This window comes from Phaeodactylibacter xiamenensis (assembly GCF_000759025.1).
Lineage (GTDB): Bacteria > Bacteroidota > Bacteroidia > Chitinophagales > Saprospiraceae > Phaeodactylibacter > Phaeodactylibacter xiamenensis.
Window position 1 is genome coordinate 199,091 of sequence record NZ_JPOS01000034.1, and the last position, 16,336, is coordinate 215,426.

Below are 16,336 nucleotides of genomic sequence, written 5' to 3' on the forward strand. Positions count from 1 at the left end.
CTTTTAGCTCGGCAAAAAGTTCATTGAAAGTTTGGAAAGAGAGACAGAAAAAATAAGGGTTTTCTGAGATTTTAAAAATCTTTGCAGAAAACCCTTTCAAAATGCCGTTCTGCAAAGATCTAAAAAATGGTTGATAAAGCATCAATCTGAGGTTCCACAAGGCAACGCCTTGCGTCGATTAACCGTCTTATCTGGTTTATTAGGTGCCTTAATCAAAGGTGGCCGGGCATCTTTATCAGAGTTGGGCCGCCATATGGAAGACCCCACTGACCTGGAAAGTCGGGTCAAGAAGGCCAAGCGTTGGTTGCAAAATAAGTGGACCGATGTCACGGTACACTTTATACCCTACCTTCTTCCGATTCTCCACTCTCTGAGCAAGGCTGGAGAGTTAGTTCTGGCCATCGATGGCTCCTGTGTGGGCAAAGACTGCATGGCGCTGATGGTCAGTGTAATCTGGCGCAGGCGAGCCATTCCCATTTGTTGGGTAGTTCGTAAAGCTCCCAAAGGCCATTTCCCGGAACACATGCACGTGGCCATTATCGGTCAAGTGGCGATGCTTATGGACAGTATCCTGGAACAGGATTGCCGGATTTTCCTGCTGGGAGATGCCGAATTCGACGGCTGCGAGTTGCAACAGTCTTGTTTGGCTCACGGTTGGGAGTACGTGCTAAAAACGGCGAAGGATACTTTGGTAGCCGATCATCCGAACATGGAGAATGCTTCGGCTTTTGGCCATTTGGCCGCAAGTATCGGTCAAAAAAGCTTGTTCCTGCCCCAAATGTATGTGACTAAGCAAGGGTTTGGGCCAGTCAATGTCTTGTTCTGGCATGACCGGACCCGATATGACCGACCTTTGTATCTGTTGACCAGCTTGGAATATGGCCCGCAAGCCGAAACATATTACCGAAAGAGGTATCACATTGAAACCTTTTTCGGCGATATCAAATCTCGCGGATTCCACATTCATAAAACCAGGATTGAAGAGCCTCAAACCTTGTTCAATCTCTTGATCGTGGCTAGCCTGGCTTTCATCATCTGTATCTTGTTCGAGTTTGATGCCCGAACCTCAGCCCAGTTGGGTAAATTCTGCCGTAAAGACCGAATCGATAGCTTGTCCGTGTTTCAGATTGGACTGAGGGCTGTCCGATTTTATGTCAGGCATGCTTTAAATCTTTCTTTCCAATTTTCAAAGAACTTCCCGTAAAATAAAAGTGTACGGCAATGAATTAAAAAAAAGCCTTAACTTAATGTTGTGAAATTTTCGGAACGCCTCTTTTATCTCTTTTATCTCTTTTATCTCGGGTGTAAAAAGGCTGTTCGAATGTACATTTAGTCTGGTACTAAAAGGCTGATGCGTCGAGCATCGGTAGTGCTTCTATTGACGCATCAGCCACATTATTAATATCAAAAGTTTAAATTATGCAATTTAAGCGAAACATTCAAAGCGTAAGTGTAGGCGTTTTATTCTACTTTGCGATGGGGGCTTTTATTGCCCCCCTATTCGGACAAACGGTCTTTTACCAGGGGCAAGTTGTTGATTATTGTTCAGGCGACCCATTAGAGGGAGTTGAAGTTCGTTTTCTACCTTGAATGTACAAGTCAGCCAGACAGAAGATGCCCAAATAGAGCTTACGTTATTGAACAGTACCGGGCAGGTGCTGCAAAATATCGAAGATGTCCAAGCGGTTGAAGGCTTCAACCGCTACGAGATTGACGTATCCACCTACCCTCCGGGATTGTATATGATTTTCATTTCCAATCGAGAGCAGCGGATCAGCCGTAAGGTGATCGTAGAGTAATTAAATTGCAGGGTGGCAGATGTTTCTCTGCTGCCCTGCCCATTATACTTTTCTAGCTATGAAAAAGTATTTACAATGCTTATTTCTTCTGTTTCTTCTGTTCCCAATATTGTCTAGTGCCCAACAAAATCTAGTCATCAACCCAGGATTTGAAGATTATGAAAACTGCCCAACCGAGCCAGGTTTATTTTCAGGATATTTATTGGATTGGACCTATTATTTTGCAGCTCCAGAATACCTTAATGTGTGCGGATATACGGACATGAGGGCTTTCCCAAGAACCGGAGATGGTTTCGCTGCTGCTTACCTTTATAATATAATTACCAATACGTATTCTCACCATGAGTATTTGTACGGTCAGTTATCAGAACCCCTAGAAAAAGACAGCTTTTATTACGCTGAATTCCATATCCGGCCTGATTCTGATCGAGGCTTCATCAATAAATATGAAATGATCGTAACTCTTGAGCCTATCGACTCCACATTGCCTTTCGATGGCGTGCTCAACATGGAGCCGACTATCGAGTACGTAGGGGACATCATCACCGATACCACTCAGTATACCAAAATTTCAGGCTGCTTCACGGCGCAGGGGGGCGAGCGCTACATCACCCTGGGCAATTTCAATGCCGACCAGGAGACCGATTTTATCTGGGACCCCAATACTGCTATTGAGAAATCCAATTATTCCTACTTTGACGATGTTGGGGTGTTTAAGTTCAGCTTCGAGCACCTGCTCAATTTTGATACGACGATATGCGCAGGGAGCTGCATCAACATCGCCAACCGTATAGACGGAGACTACAACTGGCAGTTTGCCGGCGCTTCCCCAAGTGTTTCTCAGGAGATCGCGCCCCAGCAAATCTGTTACGACGAGCCCGGCGTATTCGACATAGAGGTAGTCATGACCCACTGCGCCGGCCAAGACACCCTGCTGCTGGAAGGGGCTGTGACGGTAGTGCCGCAGCCCACGCTCACCGCTGATACTTTGCAGCAGCTGCAAGTCACTGCGGGGGATACCGTGCCGTTACAAGCTTGTGCTACGGGCGACACCTACCAATGGGAACCCAGCCAGGGGCTGAGCTGCACCGATTGCACCAATCCCCTGGCTACGCCGCAGGAGGATATAACGTATACCGTGCAAGTTTGGAACGCCGGGCAGTGCGCCCAAAGCTGCACTTACGAGGTGGAAGTTTTCGAGCAGCCTGACCCAAGTTTTGCTTTATCTCAGGATACCATTTGTAGCGGACAGTGCGCCACTGTAGAATACACCGGCACAAACTTGGATATCGGGCTGGCATTCTGGTCATTCGAGTCGGCTGCGCCTGCGCAGGCAAGCGGGCTGGAGCCGCAGGAAGTTTGTTTTGACGAGCCTGGCCAATACGAAATCAGCCTGCAGGTAGGCACTGCACTTGATACCCTCACCGCTGTGGACACCATCGTGGTCTTGCCTCAGCCGGAAGCTTCCACTACTGCTCCAGTGCCCTACCGCTTGCAGTTTGGAGAGCGTCTGCGCTTGTCGCCCTGCGCCGATGGGCAATTCTACGCCTGGCAGTCCAGCTACCCGCTTTCCTGCCGCGATTGCCCTGACCCGGAGCTGGAGGCGATTGGCAACGATACTTTGCAGCTTTTGGTAAGCAATGGTGGCAATTGTGCTGTAACATGCCGCTATTTTGTGGAAGTCGAAGTCCCGGATAATATCTATTTGCCTACGGCTTTCTCCCCCAATGATGACGGGCGCAATGACTTTTTTGAGCCGCTGGGGCCTTATCATGAAACCCTTAGGTTAGAAGTTTATGACCGCTGGGGCGGTTTGCTATATAAAGGTGAAGGTATTGCTGCACGTTGGGATGGCATTTCCGGAGGGGAGCCAGCCACTGCAGGGCTTTATACTTATCAGTTGTTGTACCGTGATGTTCGCGATGGTCTGGTAAAAAAGGTCTCCGGAGGTGTGATGCTATTGAGGTAGCTAATGTATATTTCAATAATTTTGGAACGGTATAGGAGGAGGAGGTGGAAGGCACTTCAGAAGTGCCTTCCACCTCCTCCTCTGCCCTCTTTACTTCTTAAGCAAGTCCCGGATTTCAGCCAGCAGTTCTTCCTGCGAAGGACCCTTAGGTGCAGGTGGAGCCTCCTCTGCCTCTTTCTTTTCCGTCAGGCGGTTGTAAGACCGGATGATCATGAAAACAATGAAGGCGATGATCAGGAAGTCCAAAATCCGCTGTATGAAAATACCATAGCGGATGGCAACCTCCTCCTGCACGAGCTCGCCCGCGTCATTGGACACGCCCTCCTGAAGCACAATAGCGAGGCTGGAGAAGTCTACCCCGCCCAGCGCGAGGCCAATCGGTGGCATAATGACATCAGCCGTGAGCGACTTGACAATGGCTCCAAATGCACCCGCAATAATTACGGCTACGGCCAGTTCCAGTACGTTGCCTTTCATGATGAAGGCCTTGAATTCTTTTAGCATTGTTCAGTGTGTTTGGTTTAAGGCCTGAAAAATACGACAGAATCTCAAATAGTTGATCACTAAAACGGGCGAAACAATGCTTTTCTACATTTTCCGTGGCTTTGGCAGGAGCGAACAAATAAAGCCTGCCGCTTGCGCTATATCATATTTATCCTTACTTTAGCTGTGCACGTTGAAACACAAGGGCAGTAGCGCTTCCCCCCGGATTCCTGCTGCCCGCTTTTTTGCCTCCTCTTTTCCTAATAGTAATACTATATCTCTTTCTTTAAAGCATCTCCCGGAAGAATGGCCAGCCATTTTATTGCTATCAAAAAAAGTAGCTTTTTCGCGAACCAAGCTCAGTTTGCTTTGTTTTTATAGTAAAGCTATCAATAAAGCTAGTTTTGCTGAAAAGATGGCTTTCGTTTGGGCTCACGAAACGCGTCCTGTGGTACTAAATCATCAATGTTATGGTTTATTGATCACCTTAAAATTAATGGCTATGAAAAATTTCCTGTTTTTAATGATGTGCTTGGCGCTGTCCGCGCTTACGACCAGCTGTACCGTAGTAAAGCAAGGAGAGGTCGGCGTCAAGCGCACTTTTGGGAAGTATGCTGACCGGCCATATACCGAAGGGCTTCGGGTATTCAACCCCTTCACCACTACGGTAGTCAAAGTGCCGGTCCAAACCGAAAATATGGAGGTCAGCCTCAACCTGCCTTCCAAAGAAGGGCTCAATATCCGGGCCGACATTTCTATCCTGTATAATCTAAAGGCAAACAAAGCACCTGATCTGCTCCGGGAAATTGGGCGGAATTATGAAAACAATGTTATCCTTCCCGTCTTCCGGTCCACGGTTTCCGACGTTACTGCCCGTTACTTCGCCAAGGACATGCACACCGGCGAGCGTGCAACCATCGAAGTGGCGATCCGCGATCAGATGGCGGGCCTGCTAGAAGAACGCGGGATCCTCATCGAAGCGGTGCTGATTAAGAGCATACAGCTGCCCGCCAACCTGGCCCGGGCGATCGAGGAGAAGCTGGAAGCCGAACAGCGCGCGCTCCGTATGGAGTTCGTCCTGCAGGAAGCACAGCAGGAAGCGCAGCGCCGCCGTATCGAAGCCGAAGGTATCCGGGATGCGCAAAACATCATCTCGCAGGGGCTCGACCCCAACGTGCTGCAGTTCAAGTCCATCGAAGCATTCCTAGAGCTGGCCAAATCTCCTAATACCAAGGTCATTATCACCGACGGGGATATGCCTATGCTGATGGACCCGCAGCAGCCGGGCGCGCTGCAAAGCACGCTCAAGAACTAAGGTTGTAAGAACCAAGTGATTTCATACTAATTACTATTTTGGAAGGGTGCCGTGTATGCGGCACTCTTTTTTTAAACCCTTTACGCCCGCCACCGTTTTCTCAAAGTGTAAGTATGGAAAAACAACAATCATGAAAACAGGACTGATGCTCGCGATATTGCTGCTGACTGGCGGGTGTGGTGTCTCAGAGCAGCAAGAAACAAGCAGCAATACCTCTGATCAGCAAGAAGAAGCCGCCGTTTACGAAGACTATCCGGAGGCGGACAGCCTTTTGTCGGGCATCCCCGTTTATCCAAAGTTTGAAGATATAGCGCCCTTACTGGCGCTGAATAACGATACCACTTACGTAGTCAACTTCTGGGCCACCTGGTGTAAGCCCTGCGTTAAGGAGTTGCCTTACTTCATAGAACTGAGCAAAAAATATGCCGACCAACCGGTTCGAATATTGCTCATCAGCCTTGATTTTCCGGCTCAGTTGCAATCCCGCCTTGTCCCCTTCGTTGAAGAGCGGGAGATTAAGCCACTGGTAGCCGTACTGCTGGATGGCAAGTACAATGACTGGATCGACCGGGTTTCCCCGGAATGGAGTGGCGCCATACCGGCTACCCTTTTTTACCGGGGCAAGGACCGCCACTTCGTTGGAGAAGCGGTGCACAGCCTGGAAGAGCTGGAACAGGAACTCAATACCATTTATCAACCATAACACTTTGACCATGAAACACCTGATGACTGCCCTGTTGCTTGGGCTTTTGCTAACCGCTTGCGGCAATGCCACCGAAGCCGGAAAAGAGCAAGCCGCGAATACGGAAACGACGGAAGCCACCGAGACCAAACCTGAAGCCAAAACGGTATCTCAGCGTGCTGAAGGCATTGCCGTTGGCGAGCAGGCACCTGACTTCGAGCTCAAAAATGTAGACGGAAAGACCTATAGCCTTGCCGGTATCAAAGATGCGAATGGCCTTGCTCCAAAGGGCTATGTCGTTATCTTCACCTGCAATACCTGCCCTTTTGCTGTAGCGAGCGAGCAGCGCATTATTGACTTGCACAACAAGTATGCCCCGCAGGGCTATCCGGTAGTAGCCATTCAGCCCAACGACCCTGCCATTCAGCCGGGCGACAGTTTCGAGGCGATGCAGGAGCGGGCAGAGGAAATGGATTACCCTTTCGTTTACCTCTTTGACGAAGGGCAGGAAGTATACCCTGTTTATGGCGCCACCAAAACGCCTGAGGTATTTCTGTTGGATGCCGACCGCTATGTCAAGTACCACGGTGCTATTGATGACAGCGTGCGCGACCCTGAAGGCGTAGAAGAAAAATACCTGGAGAATGCCATCAATGCCCTGATGAAAAATGAAACGCCCCATCCGCCTGTAACTAAAGCGGTAGGCTGTGGCATTAAGGCTTAAGCTTTCACTTACCGATGCCCGGCTCTGGAGAAGAGCTGCTTACGGAAGCGCTCCGGAGTAGTGGCTTCGTACTTCTTGAAAAAGCGGCAGAAATAAGCCGCATCCTTAAAGTTAAGCGCATCGCTGATTTCACCGACCGTCCGGTTTTCGTGAGCCAGCATGCGCTTAGCTTCCAGCATCACCCGGTGCCGGATGAGGTGGCCGGCCGATTGCCCTGTCTTCTCCTTCGCAACAGCATTTAAATAGTTAGGCGTGAGGTGCAGCAACTTCGCATAGTCTTTTACCAGCCTCGTCTCGCTGTAGTGCAGATCAATCAGCTGCTCAAACCGCTGTATGATATCCCTCAGCTGCGGCGTTTCGCTTGGGTTAGCTTGAAACCGGTCTTCGTAAACCTGTTGTGCCCGGCAAAGGATGACATTCACATAAGAGCGCAGCATGCTCATCATCCCGGTCTTGTTTTCGTGATACACTGCCAGCATCTGTTCGAGCAGGGTGCAGCAGGCTTCGTGATTCCGCTCATCCAAATCCACAAACGGATGCTCATAGCTGGAAGAGTAAAATGGAAATTCATACAGCTTATTCATGTTGTAGCGCTGTGTGAAAAAGTCGGCCGTAAAGAACAGTACATATCCTTTCAGCCCCTCATCCCGTTCCCAGGCATGTATCATTCCTGGTGACATCAGGAAGAGGCGCCCCGGCTTGACATCATAGGCCTTGAAGTCGATCAGCTGACTGCCGTTGCCGGAAGTGGCGAGCAGCAGCATGTAATAGTTGTGCCGGTGGGGGTAGGCAAACCCGTCCGTCTCAGACATGAAAACCTCGTGCCGGGCCAGGTCAAAATGTTTGCCTGCCCGGGTGAAGGCATTACAGCGCAGCTCGTCAATATTAAAGCTCTTGGGTTCTGACATGGTGAATAGGTCTCCATCATTTTCAACGTTGCTAAAATAGCTTTTTTCGCAAGCAACGGTTGGAAAGAGCCGCCAGCTTTTCTATTCTGCCCCCAGCGGTAGCATAATGGCAGGTATCTGATAAGTCTTATACAATTCGTTGAAAGCGGAAATGTCATCTTTGGTGATTTTCCGCATTTCTTTTTTCATGCCAGCCCACTGTTGCAAAAGGTGCTCCAGCCGCAGCAGAGCTCCTTTCGTTACCACCGGTTTAGGATGGTCGATCCTGGCTTTCAGGTCCATTAGTTCTGCACTCAGCCGATTGGGGTAGTTGATCACATCCTGATGGGTTTCCTGCTTCGGCTGAATAAGATTGTCTTCCCAGGCCGTAATCCGGTTGATAAGGTGCTCGCCGGCATCCAGAATTTCCTGGGTGCAGTCAATTTGCTTAAGGTTGGCATGTAGCTGCTTAACCTGTTGCTTGACGTTGCGCATATGTTGTATCGACTGATGGACCTCACGGACCGCCGACTCAATGCTCAGCAGTAATTCCTGTTGGGCCAGATAAGCCTCCTGAGGAGCCTTCAGCCGGGGGTCTGCCTGTAGGACAGCATCGCTTTTCAGCACCCCATAGGGGGTGGTCAGCCGGATACTGTATTGTCCGGGCGGGACCAGGCTGCCCTTGTAGTCTCCCAGAATGAAAACATTGGGCACGCCAGGCATAGGCTCCCGCCTTAGGTCCCAGTGGAAAACATTGAGCCCCCGGCAGGCGGGCAGGGTGGGTTCCGGTTTGGGCCCGCCTTCGTAGCTGTCTGCGGTTTCAGGTGCTTCATTGGTGAAGGTCCGAAGCGTATTGCCAAAAGCATCGAGTACCTCCAGTTGTAGCCGGAAGCTGTCCAGGGCTTCAGGCAGGTAATAAGCAATTTGCATACCATTGAGAGGGTTTTCTCCAAGGCCGTATACCGGCTCATCCGGCAGGTCGGCAAGGTAGCGGATGGCAGGCTCCGGCCCGAAAAGGTGGGCGCGCTGTATAATATTGTCTTCAATTTGCCGCAGGGGGGATAGCCCATCAAGAATCCAAAACGAACGGCCCGAAGTCGCAGCGATGAGGTCATTGCCCTGCACTTTCAAATCAGTAATCGGGCACACGGGCAGGTTGAGCTGAAAGGACTGCCAGCGCAGCCCGTTGTCAAAAGAAATGTAGAAGCCTCTTTCGCTCCCGCCATAGAGCAGGCCGGGACGAACAGGGTCTTCCCGAACGACTCTAATAAAGTGTTCCGCGTCTATACCTCTGGTAATTTTTCGCCAGGTTGCTCCCTTATCCTCAGACAGATATACTAGGGGCTCGAAGTTGTTAAATTTATACTTCATCGCCACCACATAGACCCGGTCGGGGTCGTGAGGAGACACTTCGATGCAGTTGATGTAAGCCTCTCCGAGATTGGGCGGAGTGACGTCCACCCAGTTTTCACCGTCATCGGTAGTCAGGTGCAACAGGCCGTCATCACTACCTGCCCAGATGACTTCCGCTTCATGTGGGGAGTAAGCCAGGTAGCTGAGGGTATTGTAGTTTTCGCCCCCGGCGCCCTCGTTGGTGTAGGGACCACCGCCTTGTCCCTGTTTCTCCGGTTCGTTGCGGGTAAGGTCAGGGCTGATTTCTGTCCAGGAAAGCCCGCCATCTTCACTACGCAGTACCACATTGGCACCATGCAGCAGTACATTTGGTTTTTTGGGTTGCACCAGCAGCGGGGCATTCCAGTTGAAGCGGTACTTCATGTCTTTGGGCGCTTTGCCGAGGCGCAGGGCCGGGTAAGCCATAATGTCGTTTGTCAGTTTTGTTTCCTGGTCATAAACCGAAAGGTTGCCCTGATAGCTGCCGCCGTAGACCCGTTTGGGATTGTCGGGATCAAGGGCGATGAATGCGCTTTCGCCCCCTGCAACCGGGTACCAGTGGCGGTCCGTAATACCCGCATCGGCTGTCCGGCTGGGAATGGCAATCGTGGTATTGTCCTGCTGCCCCGAATAAATGTAGTAAGGGAAGCGGTTGTCAGTCGCGATGCGGTATAGCTGAGCGGTGGGTTGATTGTATTGGGAAGACCAGGTTTTGCCGCCGTTAAGAGTCACAGTTGCCCCTCCATCGTTGCCCAGCACCATGATTTCCGGGTTACGCGGGTTAATCCACAGGGAGTGCTGGTCGGTATGCGGATTGGAAATACTGGTAAAGTCTTTTCCTCCGTTGTTAGATTTCAGCAAAGGTGCATTGAGTACATACACTGTTTCCTCATCGGTGGGGTCCACTGTGATTTTGGTGTAGTACCAGGCCCGGGCCACGGTGACCCGCTGATTGTTGACGAGCTCCCAGTGCTCCCCCCTGTCTTCAGAGCGGTACACGCCTCCGTTTTCAGCCTCAATTACGGCGTAGACTTTTGCCGGGTTGGAAGGAGCGACACACACCCCTACCTTGCCCATTTCTTCAGGCAGGCCTTCGCCCAGTTTTTCCCAGTTCAGCCCGCCATCTGTGGAGCGGTAAAGGCCGGATCCTTCGCCACCACTCCGTATGCTCCAGGGTGAGCGCAGGTGGTCCCACATACCGGCGTACAGTATTCTGGGGTTGGAAGGGTCTATGCTCAGGCTGGCAGCGCCGGTTGTTTCGTTGATGAAGAGGGTTTTCTGCCAGGACATGCCGCCGTCCATACTCCGGTACACGCCGCGGGTCTCAGAGGGGCCATGTACCGCGCCCTGTACGGCTACGTAGACGATGTCCGGATATCTCGGATGGACCACAATAGCAGAGATATGGCGGGCATACCTCAAGCCCAGGTATTGCCAGGAGCGGCCTCCGTCCTGTGATTTATACACGCCATCTCCGGCACTGGTCATCACACCCCGGACCGGATGCTCTCCTGTGCCTGCGTAGATGGTATTGTGGTCAGAAGGCGCTACCGCAATGGCGCCTATGGAGCCGGTATTAAAGAAGCCATCCGAGCAGTTGTCCCAGCTCTGGCCGGCATCCTCTGTCTTCCAGATGCCCCCGCCTGTAGTGCCCATGTAAAAGCGCAGAGGGTAACTGGGCACACCGGCAACAGCAACGCAGCGGCCACCTCTGTAGGGGCCAATGTTGCGCCAGGACAGGCCCTCCAGCAGCTTTTGCCGGACGAGTTGTTGAGGCTGTGCTAAGGCTTGTGCGGATAGGAAAATTAGCGTGGCCCATACCAGGAATTGTTTCATACCTATGCGTTTAGTTATGAAAGGACTATGGGGGGTAAGGGCACGCTTTCCCGTAGATCGTTTTCTCACCGTATGTGTTTTTTCGGTAGTGCTTAGGTTACTCCCCTGTTTGGCACTGCCTTCTCAAAGTATGCTGAATGTTGTTCTAAAGCTGAGCTAGTGGTCTGTCAAGGCTAAAACTAGGGGTCGCCTGCGGCGACTTTTGAGGCTACTCTTCGTTGGATAACCCCTTGCGTAGCGCTGCTATGCGCGGGAACATCCGCCTTGATTAGCCTCAAAATTCGCTCCCACTCAACCCATAAATTAACACTTGACAGACCACTAGGTCCAGCTTTTGCTAGTGTTTGCGGCTAAATATAAGCATAGAAGTCATTAATGATGTGTTTTCCACTGTTAAGCTTGCCGCTATGTCTGGTTTTTACGTATAATAACACGGAAATGTTGCACCAGGTTAGTGGATCACTCCAAACTGCTGAAGGGTGGTGCGCAGGGCCGTTGGGTTGGTAAAGTGGATGGTGCGTATGCCTTCCTGTCGGGCAGCCTGTACATTCCGGTGGCTGTCATCGATAAAAAGGGCTTGTCCGGGGCGGACACCGTTGCGCTCCAGCAGCAGGTGATAGATTTTGGGGTCGGGTTTTTTGAGCTTTTCCTTTCCGGATACCAGAATGTCTTCAAAGTATTTCAAAAAACCATAGCGTTCCCAGGCGACCGGCCAGGTCTCATGGCTCCAGTTGGTGAGGGCGAGCAGGCGGTAACGCTTTTCCCGGTGGATTTGCTCAAGAATGGAGACGGTGCCCTCAATCGGCCCGCCGAGCATCTCTGGCCACCGTTCAAAGAAGGCTTTGATCTGCGGCTCGTATTCAGGAAATTCAGCTGTTTTCAAGGCTATTGCTTCGGCAAACGGGCGCCCGCCGTCCTGTTGCTCATTCCAGTCGCCTGTGCAAACATGTTCCAGAAAATGCTCCATCTCCTGCTCTTCCTCAAAGAGCTTACGGAATAAATGGCGGGGGTTCCAGTCGATCAGGACGCCCCCAAGGTCGAAAATAATCGTATCCATTGGTGGTGGGTTCATAGATTAGCTTTATTGCCGCAAGATAGGAATATTTAGACCGCCTGAAATAGATCGGGTATTCGGATCTCACCTTCCGGATTTCCTGTGTTTTGTCTGGTAGCGGGCATTTTTTCATCTTTTGTCTTGCAGGGCAGCTCAATGAATCGGTGTCGTTAGTAAAGTGACCAAATAAACAAGATGAAGTTAGATCCACAGTTTGTAAGAGCAGAGGGCTTTAAAGCATTCCAAACGGGGTATAACCCTCTCAACCGGGTGGTTTATTCAGATCTTCAGGATTGGGTCTCCTGCCGGGCAAGTCAGGGCATTGGAATTAAGTATGTGCAGGAAGGGGAAGAACAGTATGAAGTAGATGGGCAGTTGCATCATGTTAAAGCCGGGCAATTCCTAATGGTCAACCATCAGCAGAAGGTTACGGCTTTCGTGCGGTCCCGCAAAACCGTAAAAGGGCTTTGCCTGTACATCGATCCGGAACAGGTCAGCCAGGCGCAATCCCTGCTCGGGCAGTCTGCTGAACAATTGCTGGAGGGGCAGGCCTCAGCAGAGACCTTCGAGGTGCGTCAGCGGACTTATTCTGTCCGGCATTCTCCTATCGAATCCATCGTCCGGAATTTGATTCAGGGCCCTCATGCTTTGTCTCAAAATAATGATACCCTGTTCGAGCAACTGGCCATTGCGGTGGTCCGCAAAGAATATCAGGTCGGAAAAGAAGTTTTCGCGATCCCTGCCAAGCGCCGTGCCACCCGGGAGGAACTGCATCAGCGGCTGACCATTGCAAAGGCCTACATGCTGGACAACCTCAGCCAGCCCATGCTGGTCAGTGAAGTGGCCCGGGAGGCGGCTTTATCGGAGTTCCATTTTATCCGGACATTCCGGCAGGCGTTCGGGCTTTCCCCAAATCAGTTTATGCAGCAGGAGCGTATTCGTCAGGCCAAGGCCTTGCTTCGCCAGCCTCACCTGAGTGTAACCGACGTTGCTGCACAGTGCGGTTTTAGCGACCTTCAGTATTTTAGCCGGACCTTTAAACGCCTTGCGGGCGAATCTCCCTCTCGTTTTCGGGCACAATGCCCATGATTTTCCGTCCTCTTGTGTATATTGTCTGAAAATCCCAGTATACTATGCACTCCCGAAGGAAGTTCTTCTCTCATATGGGCACCGTCGCTGGTACTTTGGCTACGCTGCCTTTCTTTCAGTCTGATTCCGGTAAAGCGCTGCTGGAAGCGCTCGCCCGGCAACCAGATGCCACCGATGAGGACTTTTGGCGGCTGATCCAGCAAGCCTATACCGTATCTCCAACCATCCTCAACCTTAACAACGGCGGCGTCAGCCCTTCACCAAAAGTAGTACAGGAAGCCGTGGAACGCTACAACCGCCTGAGCAACGAAGCGCCCTCCTATTACATGTGGCGTATTCTGGACAACGGGCGGGAACCCCTGCGGGCTCAGTTAGCTGGCTTGCTGGGCAGCAGCCCGGAGGAAGTGGCCATCAACCGGAACGCCTCAGAAGCCCTTGAGACCGTCATTTTTGGACTACAGCTGAAGGCTGGAGATGAAGTGGTGCTGAGCAAGTACGACTATCCTAATATGATGAATGCCTGGAAACAGCGGGCCCACCGGGATGGGGTCGTCCTCAAATGGGTCGACCTGGACCTGCCGATGGAAGAGGAAAGCGCCATCGCCGAGCGTTACATCAGTCAGTTTACGGATAAAACCCGTGTTGTCCACCTGACGCATATGATCAACTGGAATGGGCAGGTATTGCCGGTGCGTACTATCGCGGAGCAGGCCCGGGCAAGGGGTATCGACGTTATGGTAGATGCTGCTCACTCCTTCGTACACCTGGATTTTAAGGTGGAGGAACTGCAGTGTGATTACCTGGGCACCAGTTTGCACAAATGGCTCTGTGCCCCCTTCGGTAGTGGGTTGCTCTATGTGCGCCAACCTAAAATTGAGACCATCTATCCCTTATTCGCAGCCCCTGAGCCGGACAGCAGTGATATCCGCAAGTTCGAACACCTGGGCACCCGTTCCTTTGCCATTGAGCAGGCGATCGGGCAGGCCGTGCAGTTTCATAAACTCATTGGCAGCGCCCGTAAAGAGGCCCGGCTGAAATACCTGCGCACCTACTGGCTGGATCAGGTGCGGGACCTGCCGGGCTTCCGGAGCTACACGCCCGAAAACCCGGACTTGGCGGGGGCGATTGCTAATGTCGGGTTTGGAAACCGTGATGCCGGGGAACTCTATGACCATCTTTTCAAGAAATACAAAATCCATACCGTCCCCATCAAATGGGAAGGCATCAATGGGGTGCGCATCACGCCCAATGTCTACACGCTCACGGAAGACCTGGACCGCCTGGTGTTTGCCATTAAAGACTATGTGTGGTCTAATTAGCAATTTAGTGCAACCCCGGCTTTAGTTGAGCGGCTACCTTTGTTGAAAAAGGAAGTCATGAGAATAGGGTTACTATGGTGTGCGCTCGTCCTGAGTGTTACAGTATTGCAGGCACAGCACCTCAAACGTTCTGGTACGTTGGGCATTTATCCTGCAGCCCTAAGTGCAACGGAAGCGCTTAAGGTGGGCATGGATGCTCCAAAGGGGATAAAAGTGGCGAAGGTGATGCCGGGGTCTGCCGCCGAAGCAATTGGAATAGCAGAAGGCGACCTGGTCCTTGAGGTCAATGGTGAAGCGGTGGAAAGCCCGGCCGGTATTGTAGCCCAGCTAGGTGAACTCAGCGCTGGGGAGGAAGTTGTCCTGACTACCATCAGAGACGGCCGTAAGCTGACACAAACAGGCCCTATGGGTGCCCGTCCGCTCCCGCTGGCTCCGGGGGCTACTATCGACTTTGGTGAGGTGCCCTATGGTGGGGGGCACCTGCGGTCTTTCCTCGAAAAACCGCAAGGAGATGGTCCATTTCCGGTCATCTATTTCCTGCAGGGCTACACCTGTCAAACCGTAGAGCATGGTAGCCCACATAGCCCGATGCGTAAGTTGTTTAACCAATGGGTGTCCAATGGCTATGCCGTATTCCGGGTGGAAAAGCCCGGGGTGGGGGATAGCGCCGGCACACCGGACTGTGAAAGCATAGATTTTGATGCGGAGCTGTTAGCATTTAAAGCTGGATATAAGGCTTTGCTGAAGCAGGACGGCATTGATACGGAACAACTATTCCTTTACGGGCACTCCCTGGGCGGAGTAGTGGCGCCCTTCCTTGCGGCTGAGTTCCAACCTGCCGGCGTAATGGCTTACGGTTTCGTGCTCAAGCCATGGAAGGACTATATGTTTGACATCCACTGGGACCAGCGTATACGCATGGGCGAAGACCTCGGGCAGGCAATGGCAGATTTGCAGGCTGGCCGGCACCTGCTGAATGCTTACTTTGATGATGAGTTAGCTCCTGCTGAGTTCCTGAAGACCGATGAAGACCGGGCTGTTTTTGCCGGTTTGATGTCCTATGATGGCCAGGATCATTGTTTTGGAAGGCATTACTCCTTTTGGCAAACCCTGGATCGGAAAAACCTGCCTGCCGAATGGCAAAGGGTGGACTGCCCGGTGCTGGCCATGTACGGAGAATACGACCTGGCTGCGATTGATGACCGGGGTGCAAAGCAACTGGCCGCCTTGATCAACCGGGAGCGCCCTGGCAATGGTACGTTTCAGCTCATCGAAAAGACCAATCATTCCCTGCTCAAAATGGACAATTTTGAAGAACAGCTGGATTTTGCCACCGGGCAGAGCGAGGTCCGGGCAGCGTACTACCAGAACAACTTTAATGATCAGTTTGCAGATGGCCTGCTCAATTGGATGAATAGTGTAATGGGAAAAAACCGCTAACCTAAAAGAAAAGTATGATGCGTATTTGTCTAGGTGTCAAATTGCTGATGCCCCTGGGCTTATTTGCCCAAAACTATGTGGATGCCACGAATCAGATGCCTGCCGCATTTACCAGCGGCGCTACGATGGATGTGGAAAGCGCAGATCTGGATGGAGATGGTGACCTGGACCTCGTCCTGGCGGGCGAAGCCTTGGAAAACCTGATTTTCTTTAACGACGGGAGCGGGCATTTCACGCTCAATCCGGAGCGGATGCTGCCGGAGTACGATACTTCAGATAATTTCCCCGGGGAAGACAGCTAAGACGTAACAGTTTTCATAGTGTCAGACTTTCTTCGGAAAGCCCGG

Annotated in this window: 14 protein-coding genes; 10 read left to right on the forward strand and 4 right to left on the reverse strand. The window is 51.7% G+C overall.

Annotation, left to right across the window (positions count from 1 at the left end; translation table 11 throughout):
- The first annotated feature begins 130 nt into the window (after nucleotides 1–130).
- The 3 genes from IX84_RS13550 to IX84_RS13555 all read left to right on the forward strand — a co-directional run bounded on the left by IX84_RS13550 (nucleotide 131) and on the right by IX84_RS13555 (nucleotide 3,768).
- Entirely contained in the window at nucleotides 131–1,204 is a 1,074-nt protein-coding gene (locus IX84_RS13550) for a transposase (RefSeq protein ID WP_044217682.1), read from the forward strand.
- Between the two features lie 382 nt (nucleotides 1,205–1,586).
- Nucleotides 1,587–1,799, forward strand: a complete 213-nt coding sequence (locus tag IX84_RS32125; protein ID WP_072013658.1) for a T9SS type A sorting domain-containing protein — start codon at nucleotides 1,587–1,589, stop codon at nucleotides 1,797–1,799.
- Nucleotides 1,800–2,250: 451 nt separating this feature from the next.
- Complete coding sequence (locus IX84_RS13555) at nucleotides 2,251–3,768, forward strand: T9SS type B sorting domain-containing protein (protein ID WP_160213766.1); 1,518 nt, start codon at nucleotides 2,251–2,253, stop codon at nucleotides 3,766–3,768.
- A gap of 90 nt (nucleotides 3,769–3,858) precedes the next feature.
- On the opposite strand, the gene mscL is transcribed toward IX84_RS13555, so the two are convergent.
- Nucleotides 3,859–4,272, reverse strand: a complete 414-nt coding sequence (gene mscL / locus IX84_RS13560; RefSeq protein WP_044221541.1) for a large-conductance mechanosensitive channel protein MscL — start codon at nucleotides 4,270–4,272, stop codon at nucleotides 3,859–3,861.
- A gap of 481 nt (nucleotides 4,273–4,753) precedes the next feature.
- On the opposite strand from mscL, the gene IX84_RS13565 reads away from it, so the two are divergent.
- The 3 genes from IX84_RS13565 to IX84_RS13575 all read left to right on the forward strand — a co-directional run bounded on the left by IX84_RS13565 (nucleotide 4,754) and on the right by IX84_RS13575 (nucleotide 6,972).
- On the forward strand, nucleotides 4,754–5,566 hold the full coding sequence (locus tag IX84_RS13565; protein WP_044221545.1) for a prohibitin family protein: 813 nt from the start codon (nucleotides 4,754–4,756) through the stop codon (nucleotides 5,564–5,566).
- 130 nt (nucleotides 5,567–5,696) lie between these two features.
- On the forward strand, nucleotides 5,697–6,269 hold the full coding sequence (locus tag IX84_RS13570) for a TlpA family protein disulfide reductase (RefSeq protein WP_044221549.1): 573 nt from the start codon (nucleotides 5,697–5,699) through the stop codon (nucleotides 6,267–6,269).
- Between the two features lie 10 nt (nucleotides 6,270–6,279).
- Nucleotides 6,280–6,972: a thioredoxin family protein gene (locus tag IX84_RS13575; protein ID WP_044221553.1), complete on the forward strand. Its 693-nt coding sequence runs from the start codon at nucleotides 6,280–6,282 to the stop codon at nucleotides 6,970–6,972.
- An 8-nt stretch (nucleotides 6,973–6,980) separates the two neighbouring features.
- Here IX84_RS13575 and IX84_RS13580 read toward each other — a convergent pair whose 3' ends face one another.
- The 3 genes from IX84_RS13580 to IX84_RS13590 all read right to left on the reverse strand — a co-directional run bounded on the left by IX84_RS13580 (nucleotide 6,981) and on the right by IX84_RS13590 (nucleotide 12,159).
- Nucleotides 6,981–7,880 (reverse strand): helix-turn-helix domain-containing protein, encoded by a 900-nt coding sequence (locus IX84_RS13580; RefSeq protein WP_044221555.1) that lies wholly within the window; start codon nucleotides 7,878–7,880, stop codon nucleotides 6,981–6,983.
- 81 nt (nucleotides 7,881–7,961) lie between these two features.
- Entirely contained in the window at nucleotides 7,962–11,087 is a 3,126-nt protein-coding gene (locus IX84_RS13585) for a glycosyl hydrolase (RefSeq protein WP_044221558.1), read from the reverse strand.
- 451 nt (nucleotides 11,088–11,538) lie between these two features.
- Complete coding sequence (locus IX84_RS13590; protein WP_072013659.1) at nucleotides 11,539–12,159, reverse strand: HAD family hydrolase; 621 nt, start codon at nucleotides 12,157–12,159, stop codon at nucleotides 11,539–11,541.
- A 177-nt stretch (nucleotides 12,160–12,336) separates the two neighbouring features.
- Between IX84_RS13590 and IX84_RS31005 the strand changes: the two genes are divergently transcribed.
- From IX84_RS31005 to IX84_RS13610, 4 genes are read left to right on the forward strand one after another with little or no spacing between them, the layout of a single operon-like run.
- Complete coding sequence (locus IX84_RS31005; RefSeq protein ID WP_052515999.1) at nucleotides 12,337–13,230, forward strand: helix-turn-helix domain-containing protein; 894 nt, start codon at nucleotides 12,337–12,339, stop codon at nucleotides 13,228–13,230.
- A 44-nt stretch (nucleotides 13,231–13,274) separates the two neighbouring features.
- A complete protein-coding gene (locus tag IX84_RS13600; protein WP_044221563.1) occupies nucleotides 13,275–14,549 on the forward strand; it encodes an aminotransferase class V-fold PLP-dependent enzyme in 1,275 nt (424 codons plus the stop codon).
- 57 nt (nucleotides 14,550–14,606) lie between these two features.
- Nucleotides 14,607–15,989, forward strand: coding sequence for an alpha/beta fold hydrolase (locus IX84_RS13605; protein ID WP_081968753.1), 1,383 nt, complete (start codon nucleotides 14,607–14,609; stop codon nucleotides 15,987–15,989).
- A 14-nt stretch (nucleotides 15,990–16,003) separates the two neighbouring features.
- Complete coding sequence (locus IX84_RS13610) at nucleotides 16,004–16,291, forward strand: FG-GAP-like repeat-containing protein (protein ID WP_152605052.1); 288 nt, start codon at nucleotides 16,004–16,006, stop codon at nucleotides 16,289–16,291.
- Nucleotides 16,292–16,336 lie beyond the last annotated feature (45 nt).